The organism is Niveispirillum cyanobacteriorum (assembly GCF_002868735.1).
GTDB classification, from domain to species: domain Bacteria; phylum Pseudomonadota; class Alphaproteobacteria; order Azospirillales; family Azospirillaceae; genus Niveispirillum; species Niveispirillum cyanobacteriorum.
This window is the reverse complement of the sequence record NZ_CP025611.1, coordinates 2097239-2114264: the sequence shown is the minus strand read 5'-3', so window position 1 is coordinate 2114264 and position 17026 is coordinate 2097239. Positions and strand designations below refer to the sequence as shown.

The window sequence follows — 17026 nt, the reverse complement described above, 5'->3', positions numbered from 1 at the left end:
CATCCCATGGAAATCAAGCTGCAAGCCGACAATATCGCCAAACGTTACGGCAGCATCGATGTGCTGCATGATGTCTCGCTTCAAGCTCAGGCTGGCGATGTCATCGCCCTGATTGGCGCATCGGGATCGGGGAAAAGCACCCTGCTGCGCTGTCTGAATCTGCTGGAACGGCCCAATGCCGGGCGCCTGACGGTGGCTGGCGAAACGCTGGCCCTGCGCCCCGACCGTACCGGCGAACTGTCCCCAACCGACCCCGCCCAACTGCGCCGCCTGCGTGCGCGACTGTCGATGGTGTTCCAGCAGTTCAACCTGTGGGGCCACATGACGGTTCTGCGCAACGTCATCGAGGCGCCGATCCGGGTCAACGGCCTGTCCAAGGCAGAGGCGATAGAGCGGGCCGAGCATTATCTGGCCCGTGTCGGTGTCCTGCACCGGCGTGATGCCTATCCGGCCCATCTGTCGGGCGGCGAACAGCAGCGCGTGGCCATTGCCCGCGCGCTGGCCATGGAACCCGACGTGATGCTGTTCGATGAGCCGACCAGCGCGCTCGACCCCGAACTGGTGGGCGAGGTGCTGCGTGTCATGCGCGGCCTGGCCGAGGAGGGGCGGACCATGGTGGTCGTGACCCACGAAATGGCCTTCGCCCGCGATGTCGGCAGTCAGCTTGTCTTCCTGCACAAGGGCCGGATTGAGGAGCAGGGCGCGCCCGCCGACCTGATGACCAACCCGCAGAGCGACCGCCTGCGCACCTTCCTGGCCAGCAGCCTGCACCGCGCCGGCCACGCCTGAACCCGTCCGAAACGCCACCTAAAACCACCCTGGGCGCGAGACCCGGCAAACGGGCAGCCCCATTCAGACACTCGGGAGACTTCAGTTGAGGGACTTCACCATGAACACCAAGCATCTGCTGGCCACCACAACCGCGCTGGCCCTGCTGGCCAGCCCCGCCATCGCGCAGGATAGCGGCCTGCTGGAAGAGATTGTTGTGACCGGATCGCGCATTGCGCGGCCCGCCGAACAGAGCCCCGTGCCCGTCACGGCCCTGGGCGAGGCGGAACTGTCCTCACGCGGCATCACCAGCATTTCCGACGCGCTGAGCCGCCTGCCGGCCCTGCAGAACACAAGGTCGTCCGACCAGCTCTCCTCGGCCTCGCCCGTCCCCACCGCCAATCTGCGTGGCCTGGGGGCCGCCCGCACCCTGGTGCTGGTCAATGGCCGCCGCCATGTGGCCGGCATCGCCGGTGAGGCGTCGGTGGACATCTCCACCATCCCGTCGGCCCTGGTCGAACGCGTCGATGTGCTGACCGGCGGTGCGTCTGCCGTCTATGGCTCCGACGCCGTGACCGGTGTGGTCAATTTTGTCCTGAAGAAGGATTTCGAGGGCCAGGACCTGACGGCGCAATATGGCCTGTCGGAAAAGGGCGATGCCGACCGCCGCTATGTTGCCGCCACCATTGGCCGCAATTTCGACGACGGCAAGGGCAACATCACCCTGTCCCTGTCGTCGGTGGATCAGAAACCGCTGGAATTTGGTGACCGCAAATGGTCGCGCGGCAATGGCATCGCCGATGACACGGCCAATCCCGACCTGTTCATTCAGGAAACGGACCTGACCCCGGCCCTGCGCGCCGCGGGCGTCACGGCGGGCACCCGCATTCTGTCGCTGTCCACCGCCAATCAGGCCATTGCCGGCCAGACCCTGATCGCCCGCGCCACGAATGCAAAGGCCCGCACCTTCGGAACGAACCAGCGTTTCGGCCTGTCTTCGATCTACGGCATTATTGGCTTTGACCCGCGCGGCACGGGCTTCCCCGTGTCGGGCACCAACAGCCGTGCGCCGAACATCGACCTGGACAGCAACGGCGTACGCGACTGCGTGCAGAACTATCCGGGGCGCCGTGGCTATGGCTGTCTGGTCATCGATCCCGCCACGGGCCGCATTCGCCCGTTCCAGGACGGCATATTCGCCAATAATGATCAGTTCGGTGGCGATGGCACGCCCGATTATCTGGACCGCGCCACCCTGGTGGGTGACCTGTCCACGCAGACGGCCAACCTGAACGCCCGCTATGAAGTCAGCCCCTACTTCAAGCCGTTCGTGGAGGCCAAGTACGTCCGCAACACCAGCCGTCAGGTCGAAAGCATCCGCACCTTCGACGACAGCATCCGCATCAAGCTGGACAATCCCTTCATCCCGCAGCAGCTGCGCGACATCGCCAATGCTCAGATCGCGGCGGAACCGGCGCTGGCCAACACCTACCAGTTCATCATCACCCGCGACCATGCCGATGTGGTCGATCCCGTCGTCCGCAACACCCGCGACACCTATCGCGGCGTGCTGGGCTTCGAAGGCGAATTGGACAATGGCTGGGCCTATGAGGCGTCCTATAATTACGGTCGCACCGACGCCACCGACAAGCGCCCGACCCGCCTGAACGACCGGTTCTTCGCCGCCATCGACGCGGTGCGCGCGCCCAATGGCCAGATCGTTTGCCGGTCGGACCTGAACCCCACCTCGGTCCCGTCGGTATCGGACTTCCCGGTCTTCTCCTGGTCCGGTTACAACACGTTCAAGGCCGGCGATGGTTCGTGCAAACCCTTGAACCTGTTTGGTCTGGGTGCGCCTTCGGAAGCCGCACAGGATTTCGTCACCTATGACAATCCGGTGAAGTCCACCATCAAGCAGCAGGTCTGGAACGCCAGTGTCACCGGCGATCTGGGCGAAACCCTGGCCCTGCCCGGCGGTCCCATCGGTTTTGCGGCAGGTCTGGAACATCGCAAGGAAGACAGCCGCTTTGAAGTGACCGAATGGGAGCGTCTGAACTATACCGACCGTGGCGGTCGTCAGAACGTGGTCGGCGGCTTTGACGTCACCGAAGGCTTTGTCGAACTGAACGCCCCGCTGCTGGCCGATCTGCCGGGGGTGGAGCTGCTGTCGCTGGACGGTGCCTATCGTTATGGCGATTACAGCACGGTGGGTGGCGTGAATACCTGGAAGGTGGGCGGCGTCTATGCGCCGGTGAAGGATATCCGCGCCCGTGGCGGCTATTCCCGCACCATCCGCGCGCCCAACATTCAGGAACTGTTTGCCCCGCGTTCGTCCACCCTGTTCTCGGTCGTCGATCCCTGCGATGCTGGTCAGATCGGCACTGGCCCCAACCCGGCCAACCGTCGCGCCAATTGCGCCGCTGACGGCATCCCCAATGGCTGGCTGGACACCCGCACCGCCCGCGTACCGGGCTTTACCGGCGGCAACCCGGACCTGGACCCGGAAACCTCCACCAGCTACACGGTCGGTGCGGTGCTGACGCCCAGCTTCCTGCCCCGCTTCTCGCTGGCCGTCGACTACTGGAACATCAAGATCGAGGATGCGATCAGCCAGGTCACCGGCCAGAACATCCTGAACGCCTGCTATGACGCGCCCAGCCGGGATAATCCCTTCTGCTCGCAGGTGGGTCGTAACCGTACCAGCACCTCGCCCACCTTCCTGGCTGTCAATTCCCTGAACCAGACGACGATCAATTTCGCCCGGTTCGAAGCCAGCGGTATCGATTTCGATCTGGTCTATCCCGTGGATTTGGAGGAGATCGGGTTGGGTGAAAATGGCCGCGTCACACTGGGCCTGACGGGCACCTGGAACGAAAAGAACCGGACCTTCCAGACCCCCAGCAACACGGCAGCCGCCAACAATGCGCTGGGTGAGCGTCTGTTCCCCGAATGGAACCTGAACCCCAGCGTCACCTGGAGCGACGATGTCTGGAGCGTCAGCTGGTACGGCTTCTACCAGTCGCGCCAGACCCTGACGGGCGTGGAAACGGAAACGGCCAGCACCTTCGTTCAGGCCTATGCGCCTGCCGCCTGGGTGCATGACGCGGCCGTGTCCTATCAGGTGACCGAAGAGGTGCGGGTCACCGCCGGCGTCAACAACCTGACTAACAAGGGTCAGTTCTATGGCGATATTGGCCGTCCGGCTTCCGCCATCGGCCGGTCCTACTATCTGCGCACCCGTCTGGTCTTCTGATCCGGCGGTTGAGCGCTGACGCGGTCTTGCGGGAGGGGCACATTTCCCGCAAGACCGCCTTTTCGTTTCATCTCCCACGCACGGACGTCCCCATGCGCCGCCTTGTCCTTTGTATGCTTGCAATTCTGGCGACCGCCCTGCCTGCCTGGACGGAACAGGTGAAGGGATCGCTGCTGATCGCCGGTGGCGATTTCCGGTTGGATAACCCCGGCTGGCCCCGGCTGGTGGACCTGGCCGGCGGCAAGGGGGCGACGATCCTGGTCCTGCCGACCGGCAGCGGCGATCCCGTGGGCAGCGGTGGGCGCATTGTGGAGCATCTGCGTGGCCTTGGCGCCAATGCCATCCTGCTGCCGCTGGCCGAGAAGGGCTTTGATCGGCCTGCTGCGGACATCGTGACCGATCCCGTTTGGATCGACCGCGCCCGCCATGCCGGCGGCTTCTTCCTGGTGGGCGGGGATCAGTCGCGCTACACCGCCGCTCTGCTGCGCGCCGACGGAACCGACACGCCGCTTTTGGCCGCCATCCGCACGGCCCACGCCAGGGGCGCCGTCATCGCCGGCTCTTCCGCCGGGGCCGCCATCATGTCCGCCACCATGATCAAGGACGCGCCCGAAACGCTTGACCTGCTGGCTACCGGCCCCATCGCGGGCCGTACCCTGGGGCCGGGACTGGGGTTCATCGGCCCCGACTGGTTCGTGGATCAGCATTTTCTGGCGCGCGGTCGCTTCGCCCGCACCCTGGTCGCCATGGACTCCGCCGGCTATACACGCGGTCTGGGCGTGGATGAAAATACCGCCATCATTATCCGCGAACGCAAGACGGCAGAGGTGGTGGGCGCCAGCGGCGTGGTCGTGATCGATACGCGCACCGCCCGCCGGGTACCCGGCTGGCCCTTCGAGCAGACTGGGAGTGTGCTGTCTCTGCTGCGCGATGGCGACCAGATGGATCTTGCCACTGGTGACGTGACGCCAGGTTCCGCGCGCGCCGATGCCCCGATCCTGCCGACCAGTCCCGGTTTCGAACCCGATCCCGAATTGCCTGCGACCCTGGCGACGGGCGATATCCTGGCCCCCTGGCAGTTCGGCCGGCTGATGGCGCAGGTCCTGGAAAGCCGGAAGGGGGAGGCCACAGGTCTGGCATTCGATGCCGCAACCCCCGCCACCCGCCCAGCCTTCCGCATGCTGCTGACCCGCAACGCCAACAGCCGGGGCTGGGCCGGTGATGGCATCACGGTCCTGAATCTCACCATTGACATCACCCCCGTGCGCATGGCCGATCCCCTGTTCAGTCCCCTTCGTCCCTGACCTGATCCCGTCCCCGCTGTCCGGTGATGGGCTGGCCCCCGGGCCGCAGTGCCCCATATCCTTGTACGCTGGTGGCGTGGGCAGGGGAGTGGGTAGAGTGCCGGATATGTGCAGGACGGCCTTGGATGAAGGACAGCCTGTCGCCATTGTCGGTGCCGGTATCGCGGGTCTGACAGCGGCGCGTCTGTTGTCGCCTCACCTGCCGACAATCCTTTTCGAAGCAGCGGCTGTTGCCGGGGGACGGCTGGCCACATGCCGCGTCGGTGATCACGCCTTTGATCATGGTGCCCAGTTCTTCAAACCCCGTCACCCCCGGTTCATGTCAGCGGTACGACAGTTGGAGCAGCAGGGGCTGGTCGCCCCCTGGCCTGCGCGATTTGTGGAGGTGCGTGGTGGTGCCATCGCCACGCGCCGGCAATGGACCGCAGCTTCAGGTCACTATGTCGGGGTCGCCGGCATGGACGCCATTGTTGCCGGCTGGTCGGCAGGCCTGGATCTGCGCTTGGGATGCCCGGCTACAGGTCTGCGGCGGACCACGGAGGGCACTTGGCTGACCCTGAATGACGGCTCCGATCAAGGACCTTTTGGCTTGGTCATCCTGGCTCTGCCGGCACCCGCCGCCCGGCATCTGCTGCCCGCCGACAGCGTTCTGCGCCCCTATGCCGATGCCGCGGTGATGAGATCCTGTTATGCCCTGATGGTGGGTCTGGACGATGCCATTGATCCCGGATTTGACGCCGCCCTGGTGAAAGATGCACCGATCAGTTGGGTTTCGGTCACGGAGTCACGACCGGGACATCATGGACCGCCCGGCATTGTCGCCTTGGCTGCTAATGCCTGGGCCGACGCTAAGCAGGGCCAACCCCCGGCGGATATCCAAGCGGCACTGTTGAACGCGCTATCCGATCTCTGTGGGCATCCAGTGCGGTCCCGCTTTGCCGCCCTTCACCACTGGCCGCACGCGAACAGCGACCCCGTCCGCCAGGATCATCCGCTGATCGATACCAAGAGCCGCATCGCGCTGTGCGGGGATTGGGTTCGTCAGGGGCGCGTAGAGGTCGCCTTCCTGTCCGGCGCACAAATCGCGGATGCCGTGCTGGCGATGTCCGGGTGCGCAGGAACGAGTAACCATATGGCCGCCAGTGAAGCGACACGAAGCATATAGTTTGTATGAGGAAAATGGCGCGCCCGAAAGGATTCGAACCTCTGACCCCCAGATTCGTAGTCTGGTGCTCTATCCAGCTGAGCTACGGGCGCATCGCCATGATCGACCGGTCTGGATGAATTCGGAATGGCGCGCCCGAAAGGATTCGAACCTCTGACCCCCAGATTCGTAGTCTGGTGCTCTATCCAGCTGAGCTACGGGCGCGCATTTTCCGATTTCCGGTACCCGGTTAGGGGTGCCGTCCGGTGAGGTGGCGCTTGTATCCGATGCGGATGGGGATTGCAACGGGATTTTGTGGGGCTTGTGTGCAACGCCGATCTGACGTGATTGCCGTCCGCCCCGGCATCGGCTATTCCTGCCCGAAACCCATGATAGCAGGCCCGCCTTGACCAACAAGATCCAGAACCCCGACAAGAATTTCCCCGTCACCTGGGAAGAGCTGCACCGCAATGCCAAGGCACTGGCCTGGCGTCTGGCCGATCATACCAAGTGGAAGGGTATCATCGCCATCACGCGTGGCGGTCTGGTTCCGGCGGCCATCATCGCCCGCGAGCTGGATATCCGGGTCGTGGAGACCATCTCGGTCAAGAGCTATGACCACCAGACCCAGGGCGAAATCCGCGTGCTGAAGGCTGCAGATGCGGTTACGGATGGCGGCAAGGACTGGCTGCTGATCGATGATCTGGTCGATACCGGCAAGACGGCCGCCTATGTGCGCAAGCTGCTGCCCAACGCGCATTTCGCCACCATCTATGCCAAGCCGGCGGGCCGTCCCCTGGTCGATACCTTCATCACTGAGGTCAGCCAGGATACCTGGATCTATTTCCCGTGGGATCTGCTGCCTGTCAGCTACCTGCAGATCGAACGGTGAGTTTGGTTTGACCTGTGTGTGGCGGGGCGGGGCTGCGCAACGGCAGTTCCACCCCTCCCAGCAGGAAAGTAGTGGCCAGCGCCAGCAGCGGTGCGGCCACATCCCGCTGACGTGCGGGTGATACAAGGTGGGACAACAGCCAGGCCGCCGATGGCCGGCCCCGCGCCCCGCGCTGCAACAGCGACACCAGGGTCAGCAGCGCCCGTTCGTCGGTCGACAGGGCCGAGCGGCAGCCATTGCCGATATCGGGCCGACCCGCCGGATATTGATGCAGCAGTTCCATCACCTCTTCCCAGGCGATGACCGCGTCCTGCCAGCCTTCGGGCAGCAGGCGCTGAAACTCCATCTCCACCTGATCCCAGCGGAAGCGGCCATGGCGCCAGCGCCGTGCCGACCAGAGCAGAAGCTGTTCACCCCGCGACAGGGTGAAGACGGTCCCCCCTTCCTGTAACCCGGCCAGCAGGCGCACACGCTCCATATGCGCGCCATCCGGTTGTTCCGGCCCCGCTTGCGCTGCGCCGGCTGCCAGGTCCGGCCACCATAATGCCATCTCGTTCATCACCGCCTCCGACGCCATCCGATTTGATAGCGATGACGCTATTGCGAATCGTTCTTAATTGCAAGACAGAAAACGGGGAAGCCGTCGAGGTGGATGCCTCGGTTTAGTCCGGCTTCGCGGCGGATGCGGGGAGAGTCGGGTCGAGTTGTTTGCAGATGGCCCGCAGGGCTGCCCATTCCTCGCCGCTCAGTGTCTCGCCCTGTGTACGGGTGCTGGCGGCGGCGCGGTCCAGCGCGGCGATCCGTTCCGTCAGGGTGGGGTGGCTACCCATCCATTCGGCCAGTATGCCATCGGCCTCCGGATGCTCGTCCCGGATCGCGGCGAACAGTTTGGACAGGCCGGCGGGCGACACGCGGGCGTGGCGCAGCGCATCCAGCGCAAATTGGTCGGCTTGGCGTTCCTGATCTCGGCTGAATTCCGATTCGACCATCTGACTGACCCCCACGGCCAGCACACCGCCGCCTACATCTCCCACCACCATGGAGATCAGGGCGGAACTGAGGCCGTAGCGCATCACCCGTTCCATGGAATGGCCGTGATGCAGGTGCCCCATTTCGTGCCCCAGAACGCCCAGGACGGCATCGGGCCCTTCCGCCCTATCCATCAGGGCTGTTGTGACGCTGACATGACCGCCGGGCAGGGCAAAGGCATTGGGCAGGTCACTGTCGATGATGTGCAGGCGCAGGCCCTGACTGTCGGGCAGCCGCCCGGCCAGCTTCAACAGAGCCTCCCGTCCGCCGGCGGCTGCGCAGTGGCGGTTCCCGCCCTCCCGCGTCAGAAAGGCGGTGGCCAGGATCTGCACCTGATCCCCGATCCGGGCCTGCAGCCAGTCCGGCACATGCGGGGCAAGGGTGCTGGCCAGGGCCGGCAGCACGACGCGCAGCATGATGACCAGCGACAGAACGGCCCCGCCGATCCAGACGTAAAGCGGTATCTCCCGCCGCGTCCGGTGTTCCCGATGGGCCGGCTGCACCATGCCTGCCCCATGGGCCAGGGTCAGCAGCCGGTCGCCATCCGCCACGGCCAGCACGGCATGCGCATCAGCGGACAGGCCCAGGCGCAGCCGGTCATCGGAGAAGGGCCCGGGCACCGGCGCCACATCGCGCCAGTTCCAGCGATCCAGTTCAGTGCCCCCTTCCCGATGGATGATCAGGAATGGGTGCTGAAAATCGAGCTGGACCGGCAGGGTGCGGCCCGTGCGCCGATCTTCATATGTGGCGTCGATCAAGGTCACCCGCCAATCCCGATATCGCCGATGGCATCGGCCAGCCCTTCACCCCGGGTCGGAGCCGGCTGACCACGGTTCAGGATATCATCCAGGATGCCGACATTATGCAGACGAAGATGCAGGCCGATGATCCGCAGCATTTCCACCTGCACCCAGCCGACCGACAGGATGTTGATCAGCGCCAGCATCACAAAGGTCAGAACGACCACAAAGGCGGCGATGTTCAACGACTTGCCGAAAATGGTCCCAACCACCCCCGCCGCCCCGATGATGACAAGGTAGGACACAACGGAAAAGACAAAGGCCATGATCGGCACATGCACCACCTGACGCCAGCCCACAGGCAGGTCCAAGCGCATGTCGTCCAGCCAGGTTGCGCCCAGAAACACCACGGTGCGGCGCACTGTATAGGCAAACCAGAGGCCCAAACCGACCACGACCGCCCCGAAACAGGCAAAGATGCCGGGCAGGTTGATATCGGGCCGGGGTGGCGGCGCCAGACCGGCAGCCTGTGCGGTCTGCGCAGCTTCGGTCCACTCCGTCAGCGGCAGGGTCAGGGCGATCATGGTCGCATAGCCCACCACCAGCAGCAGCCAGGCAGGAATCCAGATGTGCCATAGCGCATCCGGCTTTGCGGCAGCACCAAAACGGGCCGTCCCAAACCAACTGATGCTTTGCCGGTAATTGTAGGTCTTGGCGTCCGCCCAGGGCTGGATCAAACCGCCGGTCAGCAGGGAAGGGATATAGGCTTTCAGATGCACCGCCATGTACGGGCCCAACACCTGATCCTGCCCACCATGGATTCCCCGCCATTGCGTTCGGGTCAGCAGGTAGCGGCGGGCGAAATAAAGCGCCATCAGGCCCAGCAGACCGGCACCCAGGCCGATGGCGACCTGCATCGCCAGATGCTGCAAAAATGCCGTCGGCGGGATCAGGCTGTTCAGCAGCACAACAATGCCCATGAACGGCAAGAGCACGACCAGCGCCACCAGAAAGCCCACAAACAGTTCCTTGCCGGTACCGGTATAGGTGAGCCGGTCGCCGCGCAGGGTGACGGCGGACCACAGGCGCTGGCGCACCTTGGTGCGGCCCCAGAACCGGTAAATGCCCAGCGTGATGATTGTCAGGAAGGTGTTCAGCAGCAGCAGCGCGATCAGGGAACCCCGGTCGATATTCACTTGCAGCCAGTCGCTGCTGGGTGGCGTCCCGTCGCTGCCGGGCGTGGTGGGTTCGTCGCTCAAAGGCAGGCTGGTCAATTCATCCCCCCGATTGGTTGCAACCGCAGAGTATGGTTTCCGTCAAGGCGCGGCAAGCTGTCGCAGAGGGAATTAATCAATTATTTCAGTGCCATACAGAGGTATGCGATGGTCACCCCACGCCGACATTCCACTTGATTTGCGAATCGCTCTCATTGGCATCTTGACAGGTGGCGGAGGCGGGCCGACATATCGGGCGGATTTAACCGCCGATGGCCCAGCCATACCAGGAGCCGATGATGAAGATGTTCGCCCGCCGTACCCTGCTGCGCACCCTGACCCGCCAGGCGGCTTGCGTCGGCCTGGGCGCCGCACTGCTGTCGCTGCCGACCCTGGCCGCGGGCGCGGCAGAGGTGAATATCTATTCGTCTCGCCATTACGATGCCGACAAGCTGCTCTATGCCGCGTTTGAGAAGGAGACGGGCATTCAGATCAATGTCATCGAAGGCAAGGATGATGAACTGATCGAGCGCCTGAAGGCCGAAGGGCGTAACAGCCCCGCCGACGTCCTGCTGGCCGTGGATGCAGGCCGTTTGTGGCGGGCACAGGATGCCGGGGTATTGCAGCCGGTGAAGAGTGCTGTGCTGGAGAAGGCGGTACCGGCGGAATATCGGGAGAAGGATGGCTATTGGTTCGGCCTGTCGGCGCGGGCCCGCGTCATCATCTATAACAAGGACAGCGTGAAGCCGTCGGACCTGTCGACCTATGAGGATCTGGCTGATCCGAAATGGAAGGGCCGCCTGCTGGTCCGGTCTTCCACCAATGTCTATAACCAGTCGCTGACCGGTTCGATCCTGGCCGCCCATGGCGCGGAGAAGACCGAAGCCTGGGCCAAGGGCATGGCCGCCAATTTCGCGCGCAAGCCGCAGGGCGGCGATATCGACCAGATCAAGGCCGTGGCGGCGGGTGAGGGGGATGTCGCCATCTCCAACACCTATTATTTCGCCCGCATGCTGAATTCCAGTAACCCGACGGAGAAGGCGGCGGCGCAGAAGGTGGGCCTGTTCTTCCCCAACCAGAAGGACCGCGGCGCGCATGTGAACATTTCCGGCGCCGGCATCGCCAAGTACGCCCCGAACCGTGACACAGCCGTGAAGTTCCTGGAATTCCTGGCCACCCCAGAAGCGCAGAAAATCTTCGCCGAGGCCAACTATGAATTCCCCGTGGTGGCCGGTATCCCATCCCACCCGGTGGTCGCCGCCTGGGGCGACTTCAAGCGCGACAGCCTGAACGCCAGCGTCTATGGCCAGAATAATGCCGAAGCGCTGAAGATCATGGACCGCGCTGGGTGGAAGTAAGCACTGATGGAGGCGGGGTTAGAACCCCGCCTCCACCGCCCCTACCTTTACGCCTGCCCGGTTGCGCAGGGCCGGATTGACCAGTGGTTGTAACGCCGCCCAGTCGGCATCGCTCAGCATCCCCAGCCGGCGCAGCACGGCGGCCATCGCGGGACCGGCTGCCCGTTTGGCGCCATCATCAATCTTCACCGCGATGGCGATCCCTTGCTCCGGGATCACCCCGACACTGACCCCCTCTGCTCCGGCCTTGGACAGGATGCGGCTGCCGACCGTCTGCATGAACAGCGTGTCGAACCCTTCGGTCCCGCTCACGAGTTCAGGGTGCGCACCCCAGGCGTCCAGCAGGCGCTGCGCCGCGTCGGCACGGGCCGACGGCAGGTCTTGGGGGTCGGCCATGCGGGCCATGCCAAAGGCCAGCGCTTCCAATGGCAAACCGATAGTGGGGATGGAGCAGCCATCGATACCCCAGGGTGCGCCCGTCAAATCCTGTGCCGTTACCTGCTCCATGACGCCCAGGATACGCTGCTGCACCCGGTGCTGATAATTCACGTAGCCACGGATGGCCTCCCCCCTGTGCAGGGCGGTGGTAACCATGCCGGCATGTTTGCCCGAACAATTATTGTGCAGGGTCGTCGGTTCCTCCCCCCGGCGTAGCATCGCCTCCCAGGTCGGGACGGAATAGGGGGCATGGCAGCCGCATTCCAGGTGGTCTTGCGTCAGGCCGATACGCGATAGCCAGGCGGCCACGCGGGTCGTGTGGATCGGTTCGCCATCATGGCTGGAACAGGCCAATGCCAATTCCTCACTGCCCAGGCCGAAGGCATCGGCGGCGCCGGTTTCCACAAGCGGCAGGGCTTGCAACGCCTTGTTGGCAGACCGGGGGAAGGTGATGGCCTTCACATCGCCGAAACTGGCCAGGACATGGCCATCGGCACCCACCACCACCGCCCGGCCGCGATGGATGCTCTCCACCAGCCCGCCGCGTGTCACCTGGATCAGGATGGGATTGGCGCTGTCATCGGGCAGGCGTACCGCCACGCCGTCCGTGAGGCCAAGTTCGTGATGGTGGTGACCACAGCCGGGGCCGTGGATATGGGGCGGGTTGGGATCGGGCATGACCGGCGCGCAGGCGAGGGATGGGGGCACGCACCTTGCCCCGGCAGCCCTTTCCATGCAAGGAGTCGCCGCAAATCCCATCATTCCCAGGCATCAGGTCATCATGCGCGGCTATTTCGCCCTCGGCGCCGAAGGCATCAGCAAATCCGGCAATCTCGGCACCATCATGCGGACGGGCCACGCGTTCGGCGCCAGCTTTGTCTTCTCTGTGAATGCTGTGGTCGACATGAACGAACTGCGCGTCACTGACACGTCGGGCGGGGTCGATCATGTGCCCTATTATGGCTGGGGGTCGATCGGAGAGATGGCCCTGCCGGAGGGCTGCCAGCTGGTCGGGTGCGAACTGACCGATGATGCGGCGGAACTGCCTAGTTTCCGCCACCCGCTGCGTGCCGCCTATGTGTTTGGGCCGGAACGGGGCAACCTGTCGGCGGCCATGCTGGCCCGCTGTGATCATGTCGTGAAGATCCCGACCAAGTTCTGCGTCAATGTCTCGGTCGCCGCCGCCATCGTCACCTATGACCGCATGATCAGCCTGGGCCGCTTTGCCGAACGGCCGGTGCGCGTGGGCGGCCCGCGCGATGCCGTGCCCGACCATGTGCATGGTAAGGTGCGGGTGCGGAACAAGGAAAGCCTGCGCATGCGCCCATTGCTGGGCGGGTGGGAGTGAGCCATCTTCCGTGCAGGTGGGAACAAAGGCGTCGGCCACCCATTTATGATATGTTGGGTTTATCGATCATGAGGCCCGCCATGTTTGCTTGCATGCGTATCCCTGTCCTGTCCCTGCTGCTTCTGGCCCTGGCCGGCACTGCCGCCGCCCAGAATGCCAAGCCGCAGCCGGAAATGATGGACGAGGTGATCGTGACCGCACCGCGCAACGGGGAGCCCGACTTCCAGGAAGCGCAGGAATACCATCAGAAGGAATATCAGCGCCTGCATGCCATGTTCGGCAAGGAGCTTCCGGCCCAGCCGCGTGGCGATCAGGTCTTTGCCGCCGGTGGTGCCATGACAGGCCCCAATGACCGTTCCGCCGCGCGCGATCAGGTGCAGAACGCGCCGCGCCTGCGCGATACGTTCAGCGGTAATTAAGGTTCGGGTCCGGGTTTTCCATATCAATCACGGCGATATTGCCCAGCGTGCGTGTCGACAGGATGCGCAGACGATTGTCCGGCCCATGCAGGAAAGGCCCGGGACCCGCCAGCCTTGGGGCGCCGGCCCGGCCCAGCATGAAGGGAGCTACCGCCACCCGCAGCCGGTGGAAAGCACCGGCGGCCAGGAATTGCGTCAGAACCTGACATCCCCCTTCCACCATCAGCCGCCGGACACCCAGGCCCGACAGGCGTGACAGGATGGTGGCCACGCCCTCCTGCTCCATTCCCACGACCTGTGCTACCGATGACAGCCGCGCGCGAAGGTCGGGCAGGGCGGATTCTGTACACAAAACAATGACGGGGCCGCCCTGCTGAAAGAAGTTTGCATCAGGTTCCAGCCCTTGCCCGCCGCGCGTCACCACCACCTTGACCGGATGATCGGGCATGCCGCGTTCGCGCCGTGCGGCCAGCAGGTCTGGATAGCGTACGGTCAGACGCGGCTGATCCCGCCGGACCGTACCTGCCCCCACCAGTATGGCATCGCAATCGGCTCGAACCGCATGCATGTCCCGGCAATCCTCCTCGGAGGACAGCACCAGCCGCTGACCCGCGTCAGTATCGATATGGCCGTCCAGTGACATGCAGACCGACAGGTGCACCCGTTCCATGCGTCGCTTTCCCCGCGTTGCTGTGCATAAGGGTGGGGCGGTGACAGGGCCGTGTCTAGTCCCGCGGTATTTTTAAACAAGCCAAAGGATTAAAGGTTCCGTGACTGAATTTTGACAGTCCCAGCGCGCGTATCTGCAATCCGTTTGGTCAGGGTCGCATGAATTGACAGGGCCGATCCCGCTTATTACCACCCATGCCTAAATTTTAAGCCGAATGAACGGGGTATGATGATGCGGCGCATTTTTGGCAGAGTCGGTGCGATGGCCCTATTGGCCTTTTCGGTGGCGACCCTTTCCCTGCCGGCGGTGGCGGGTGAGGTGAAGCTGCGGGCGGATAGCTGGTGCCCTTATAACTGCGAGCCGGGCAACCGGCCCGGCTACTTGATCGAAATCGCACGCGCAGCATTAGAGCCGGCAGGGCACAAGGTTGATTACCAGCTGATGCCCTGGACCGATGCCTTGGCCGCGGTGACCGCCGGTACCGCCACAGGTGCGGTTGGTGCCACCAAGGAAGAAGCGCCGGGCATGATTTATCCAGGCCTCAGCCTTGGTACATCCCGCCCCACCCTGGTCATCCGCAAGGGCAAGGAGACCAAGGATTTCAAGGTGACGAACCTGGACGCGCTGAAGGCCGTGCGTTTCGGATCGATCAAGGATTACTTCTACAGCACGGAAGTGAACGCCTTCATCGACGCCAACAAGGGTTCCCCCAACATTGTGCAGGTCTCGGGCGACAATGTGACCGAGGATCTGGTCAATATGCTGATCGACGGCAAGATCGACGCCATGGTCGAGGACAGCAATGTCATCGACTTCCTTCTGGAATCGAAGGGTTATCGCAACCTGTTCAACTATCACGCGCTGGGGCAGCAGACGAGCGTATCCATCGGCTTGTCGCCCAAGGATCCCAACAGCGCCGCCTATGCCAAGCTGATTGATGCCAAGGTGGCAGAGCTGCGCAAGAGCGGGCAGCTGACGGCCATCCTGGACAAGTATGGCGTGAAGGACTGGCAGTAAGCTTTGGCCCGCTGGAGGCCCGGCCTATCCCCCGGAACTGCCCTTCACCATCGCCTTCACGCGGTGGCTGACATCGGCATTCCGGGGTAGACGGCGTTCCAGGGCCCAGATCAGCGGAGGGGCCAGTAGGGTGATGACCAGGGAAACCAGGGCAACATTCTCAATATGAAGCAGTTCCCCCTTGGCACCGGTGGTCAGCATGGCCGATCCTGCCAGGGCCGCCAGACCGCCGGCCACCTGTGTCACGGACTGGGTCAGTGCCATGAAGCCGGCGCGATCGGCAGGGGCCGGCACCTTGGACACAGCCGCACTCTGCGCCACCATGCGCGCGCTGTTGAAGACCATGAAGCCGGGCACCAAGGCCACAACGGGTAGTGCCGCCCAGTACCAATCATAGTAGAGCAGCCAGATCAGGGTGGCTAGGCCCAGGGCCGTACCGGTCGTGACCGGCGCCGACCCATAGCGGTCAACCAGCACCCCGGTCACCCGCATTCCAAAAAAACTCAAAACCCCGCCGATCATGTACAGCAGGCCCAGCTGTTCACGCGGGAAACCCAGATTGAACTGCACGAAGACGGCCATGTTGGTGATCAGCATGAAGCTGGGCACGATGGCGATGAAAGACAGGGCGAAGGCCAGTGCCGGCAAGGTTCCACGCGCCACCCGCAACAGATGTGCCGGTGCCTCCCGCAGGGGGGCGGATGGAGTTGTCATATGCATGCGTTGCGGTCCCAGCAGGCGCAGCGCGATCAGGACGATGACAAGCCCCAGCCCTGCCACCACCAGGAAGGGCACACGCCAGCCGAACAGGTGCGATAGCTCAAGCGCCGCCGGAATACCCAGCACAGCGCTGAGCGACAGCGACCCCATGACCATGCCCATGGCCTTGCCACGTCTTTCCGCCGGGACATTGTCGGCCACTATGGCCACCGACAGGGCCCCTGCGGGGCCGCCAAACAGACCGGCCAGTCCCCGTGCAGCCAGCAGTGACCAGAGATCGACGGACAGAGCGGCTGCCACATTGCACAGCACCAGCCCCACCATGCAGATGCCTAGGGCGGGCCGCCTGTCGAACCGGTCCAGCACCATGGCGGCCAGCAGGCCGATGATAGAGGAGGAGATCGTGTAGGCGGCCAGGACCCACCCGACCCGCGCCGTATCAATGCCCAGATCCATCGCATAGTCCGGGCCCAGCGGCATGACCACCATGAAGGACAGGACGCTGACGAACTGTACCGCCGTCATCAGCCAGGCGATGCGGCGTTCTTGCACGGGCAGGGAGGACAGGGGCGGCTCCACCATCGGCAGGTTGCATATGGTGGGACCTTGATAATGCCATGCGGGCTGTCCGTCTATCGAACAATGCCCGCCAAATATGCCGGACCCCGTGAATTTGCCCCCGGCGGCATCACGCGCAACAAGGCCTGCTCGA

The 17026-nt window shown here is 64.0% G+C and carries 15 protein-coding genes and 2 tRNA genes; 9 read left to right on the top strand and 8 right to left on the bottom strand.

Annotation, left to right across the window (positions count from 1 at the left end; all coding sequences use genetic code 11):
* Positions 1–6 precede the first annotated feature (6 nt).
* The 4 genes from C0V82_RS09740 to C0V82_RS09725 all read left to right on the top strand — a co-directional run bounded on the left by C0V82_RS09740 (position 7) and on the right by C0V82_RS09725 (position 6490).
* Entirely contained in the window at positions 7–789 is a 783-nt protein-coding gene (locus C0V82_RS09740) for an ABC transporter ATP-binding protein (protein ID WP_102112169.1), read from the top strand.
* A gap of 100 nt (positions 790–889) precedes the next feature.
* A complete protein-coding gene (locus C0V82_RS09735) occupies positions 890–4021 on the top strand; it encodes a TonB-dependent receptor domain-containing protein (protein WP_102112168.1) in 3132 nt (1043 codons plus the stop codon).
* Positions 4022–4113: 92 nt separating this feature from the next.
* Positions 4114–5325 (top strand): cyanophycinase, encoded by a 1212-nt coding sequence (locus C0V82_RS09730; RefSeq protein ID WP_102112167.1) that lies wholly within the window; start codon positions 4114–4116, stop codon positions 5323–5325.
* A 121-nt stretch (positions 5326–5446) separates the two neighbouring features.
* The gene (locus C0V82_RS09725; protein WP_158659841.1) at positions 5447–6490 is read left to right on the top strand and encodes an NAD(P)/FAD-dependent oxidoreductase; all 1044 of its coding nucleotides are present in this window, start codon (positions 5447–5449) and stop codon (positions 6488–6490) included.
* Positions 6491–6505: 15 nt separating this feature from the next.
* Here the strand turns inward: C0V82_RS09725 and C0V82_RS09720 are convergent.
* Positions 6506–6582, bottom strand: a tRNA-Arg gene (locus C0V82_RS09720).
* A gap of 35 nt (positions 6583–6617) precedes the next feature.
* Positions 6618–6694 (bottom strand) — tRNA-Arg (locus C0V82_RS09715).
* A gap of 181 nt (positions 6695–6875) precedes the next feature.
* On the opposite strand from C0V82_RS09715, the gene gpt reads away from it, so the two are divergent.
* The gene (gpt, locus tag C0V82_RS09710; protein ID WP_054166860.1) at positions 6876–7361 is read left to right on the top strand and encodes a xanthine phosphoribosyltransferase; all 486 of its coding nucleotides are present in this window, start codon (positions 6876–6878) and stop codon (positions 7359–7361) included.
* Here gpt and C0V82_RS09705 read toward each other — a convergent pair.
* From C0V82_RS09705 to C0V82_RS09695, 3 genes are all read right to left on the bottom strand, one after another.
* A complete protein-coding gene (locus C0V82_RS09705) occupies positions 7336–7920 on the bottom strand; it encodes a hypothetical protein (RefSeq protein ID WP_158659840.1) in 585 nt (194 codons plus the stop codon). The two genes, gpt and C0V82_RS09705, sit on opposite strands and share 26 nt — an antisense overlap.
* A gap of 103 nt (positions 7921–8023) precedes the next feature.
* Positions 8024–9154, bottom strand: coding sequence for a M48 family metallopeptidase (locus C0V82_RS09700; protein ID WP_102112164.1), 1131 nt, complete (start codon positions 9152–9154; stop codon positions 8024–8026).
* Entirely contained in the window at positions 9151–10404 is a 1254-nt protein-coding gene (locus tag C0V82_RS09695) for a DUF898 family protein (RefSeq protein WP_102112163.1), read from the bottom strand. Before C0V82_RS09695 ends, C0V82_RS09700 begins: the two co-directional genes overlap by 4 nt.
* A 236-nt stretch (positions 10405–10640) precedes the next feature.
* Here C0V82_RS09695 and C0V82_RS09690 point away from each other — a divergent pair, with 236 nt between their 5' ends.
* Positions 10641–11702: a Fe(3+) ABC transporter substrate-binding protein gene (locus tag C0V82_RS09690; RefSeq protein ID WP_245924053.1), complete on the top strand. Its 1062-nt coding sequence runs from the start codon at positions 10641–10643 to the stop codon at positions 11700–11702.
* A gap of 18 nt (positions 11703–11720) precedes the next feature.
* Here C0V82_RS09690 and C0V82_RS09685 read toward each other — a convergent pair whose 3' ends face one another.
* Entirely contained in the window at positions 11721–12848 is a 1128-nt protein-coding gene (locus C0V82_RS09685) for an asparaginase (protein ID WP_245924052.1), read from the bottom strand.
* A gap of 73 nt (positions 12849–12921) precedes the next feature.
* On the opposite strand from C0V82_RS09685, the gene C0V82_RS09680 reads away from it, so the two are divergent.
* Both C0V82_RS09680 and C0V82_RS09675 read left to right on the top strand, forming a co-directional pair.
* The gene (locus C0V82_RS09680; RefSeq protein ID WP_054166856.1) at positions 12922–13488 is read left to right on the top strand and encodes a TrmH family RNA methyltransferase; all 567 of its coding nucleotides are present in this window, start codon (positions 12922–12924) and stop codon (positions 13486–13488) included.
* A gap of 92 nt (positions 13489–13580) precedes the next feature.
* On the top strand, positions 13581–13907 hold the full coding sequence (locus tag C0V82_RS09675) for a hypothetical protein (protein WP_158659839.1): 327 nt from the start codon (positions 13581–13583) through the stop codon (positions 13905–13907).
* On the opposite strand, the gene C0V82_RS09670 is transcribed toward C0V82_RS09675, so the two are convergent.
* The gene (locus tag C0V82_RS09670) at positions 13894–14577 is read right to left on the bottom strand and encodes a RibD family protein (protein WP_102112160.1); all 684 of its coding nucleotides are present in this window, start codon (positions 14575–14577) and stop codon (positions 13894–13896) included. The two genes, C0V82_RS09675 and C0V82_RS09670, sit on opposite strands and share 14 nt — an antisense overlap.
* A gap of 225 nt (positions 14578–14802) precedes the next feature.
* Between C0V82_RS09670 and C0V82_RS09665 the strand changes: the two genes are divergently transcribed.
* Positions 14803–15594 (top strand): substrate-binding periplasmic protein, encoded by a 792-nt coding sequence (locus C0V82_RS09665; protein WP_102112159.1) that lies wholly within the window; start codon positions 14803–14805, stop codon positions 15592–15594.
* A gap of 24 nt (positions 15595–15618) precedes the next feature.
* Here the strand turns inward: C0V82_RS09665 and C0V82_RS09660 are convergent, their stop codons facing one another.
* Positions 15619–16896, bottom strand: a complete 1278-nt coding sequence (locus C0V82_RS09660; protein ID WP_158659838.1) for an MFS transporter — start codon at positions 16894–16896, stop codon at positions 15619–15621.
* Between the last annotated feature and the right edge of the window lie 130 nt (positions 16897–17026).

Excerpts from the sequence above, each read along its gene's own strand:
- C0V82_RS09740 (WP_102112169.1), top strand. The coding sequence starts at position 7 with ATGGAAATCAAGCTGCAAGCCGACAATATCGCCAAACGTTACGGCAGC.
- C0V82_RS09735 (WP_102112168.1), top strand. The coding sequence starts at position 890 with ATGAACACCAAGCATCTGCTGGCCACCACAACCGCGCTGGCCCTGCTG.
- C0V82_RS09730 (WP_102112167.1), top strand. The coding sequence starts at position 4,114 with ATGCGCCGCCTTGTCCTTTGTATGCTTGCAATTCTGGCGACCGCCCTG.
- C0V82_RS09705 (WP_158659840.1), bottom strand. The coding sequence starts at position 7,920 with ATGAACGAGATGGCATTATGGTGGCCGGACCTGGCAGCCGGCGCAGCG.
- C0V82_RS09690 (WP_245924053.1), top strand. The coding sequence starts at position 10,641 with ATGATGAAGATGTTCGCCCGCCGTACCCTGCTGCGCACCCTGACCCGC.
- C0V82_RS09680 (WP_054166856.1), top strand. The coding sequence starts at position 12,922 with ATGCGCGGCTATTTCGCCCTCGGCGCCGAAGGCATCAGCAAATCCGGC.
- C0V82_RS09675 (WP_158659839.1), top strand. The coding sequence starts at position 13,581 with ATGCGTATCCCTGTCCTGTCCCTGCTGCTTCTGGCCCTGGCCGGCACT.
- C0V82_RS09670 (WP_102112160.1), bottom strand. The coding sequence starts at position 14,577 with ATGGAACGGGTGCACCTGTCGGTCTGCATGTCACTGGACGGCCATATC.
- C0V82_RS09665 (WP_102112159.1), top strand. The coding sequence starts at position 14,803 with ATGATGATGCGGCGCATTTTTGGCAGAGTCGGTGCGATGGCCCTATTG.
- C0V82_RS09660 (WP_158659838.1), bottom strand. The coding sequence starts at position 16,896 with ATGGTGGAGCCGCCCCTGTCCTCCCTGCCCGTGCAAGAACGCCGCATC.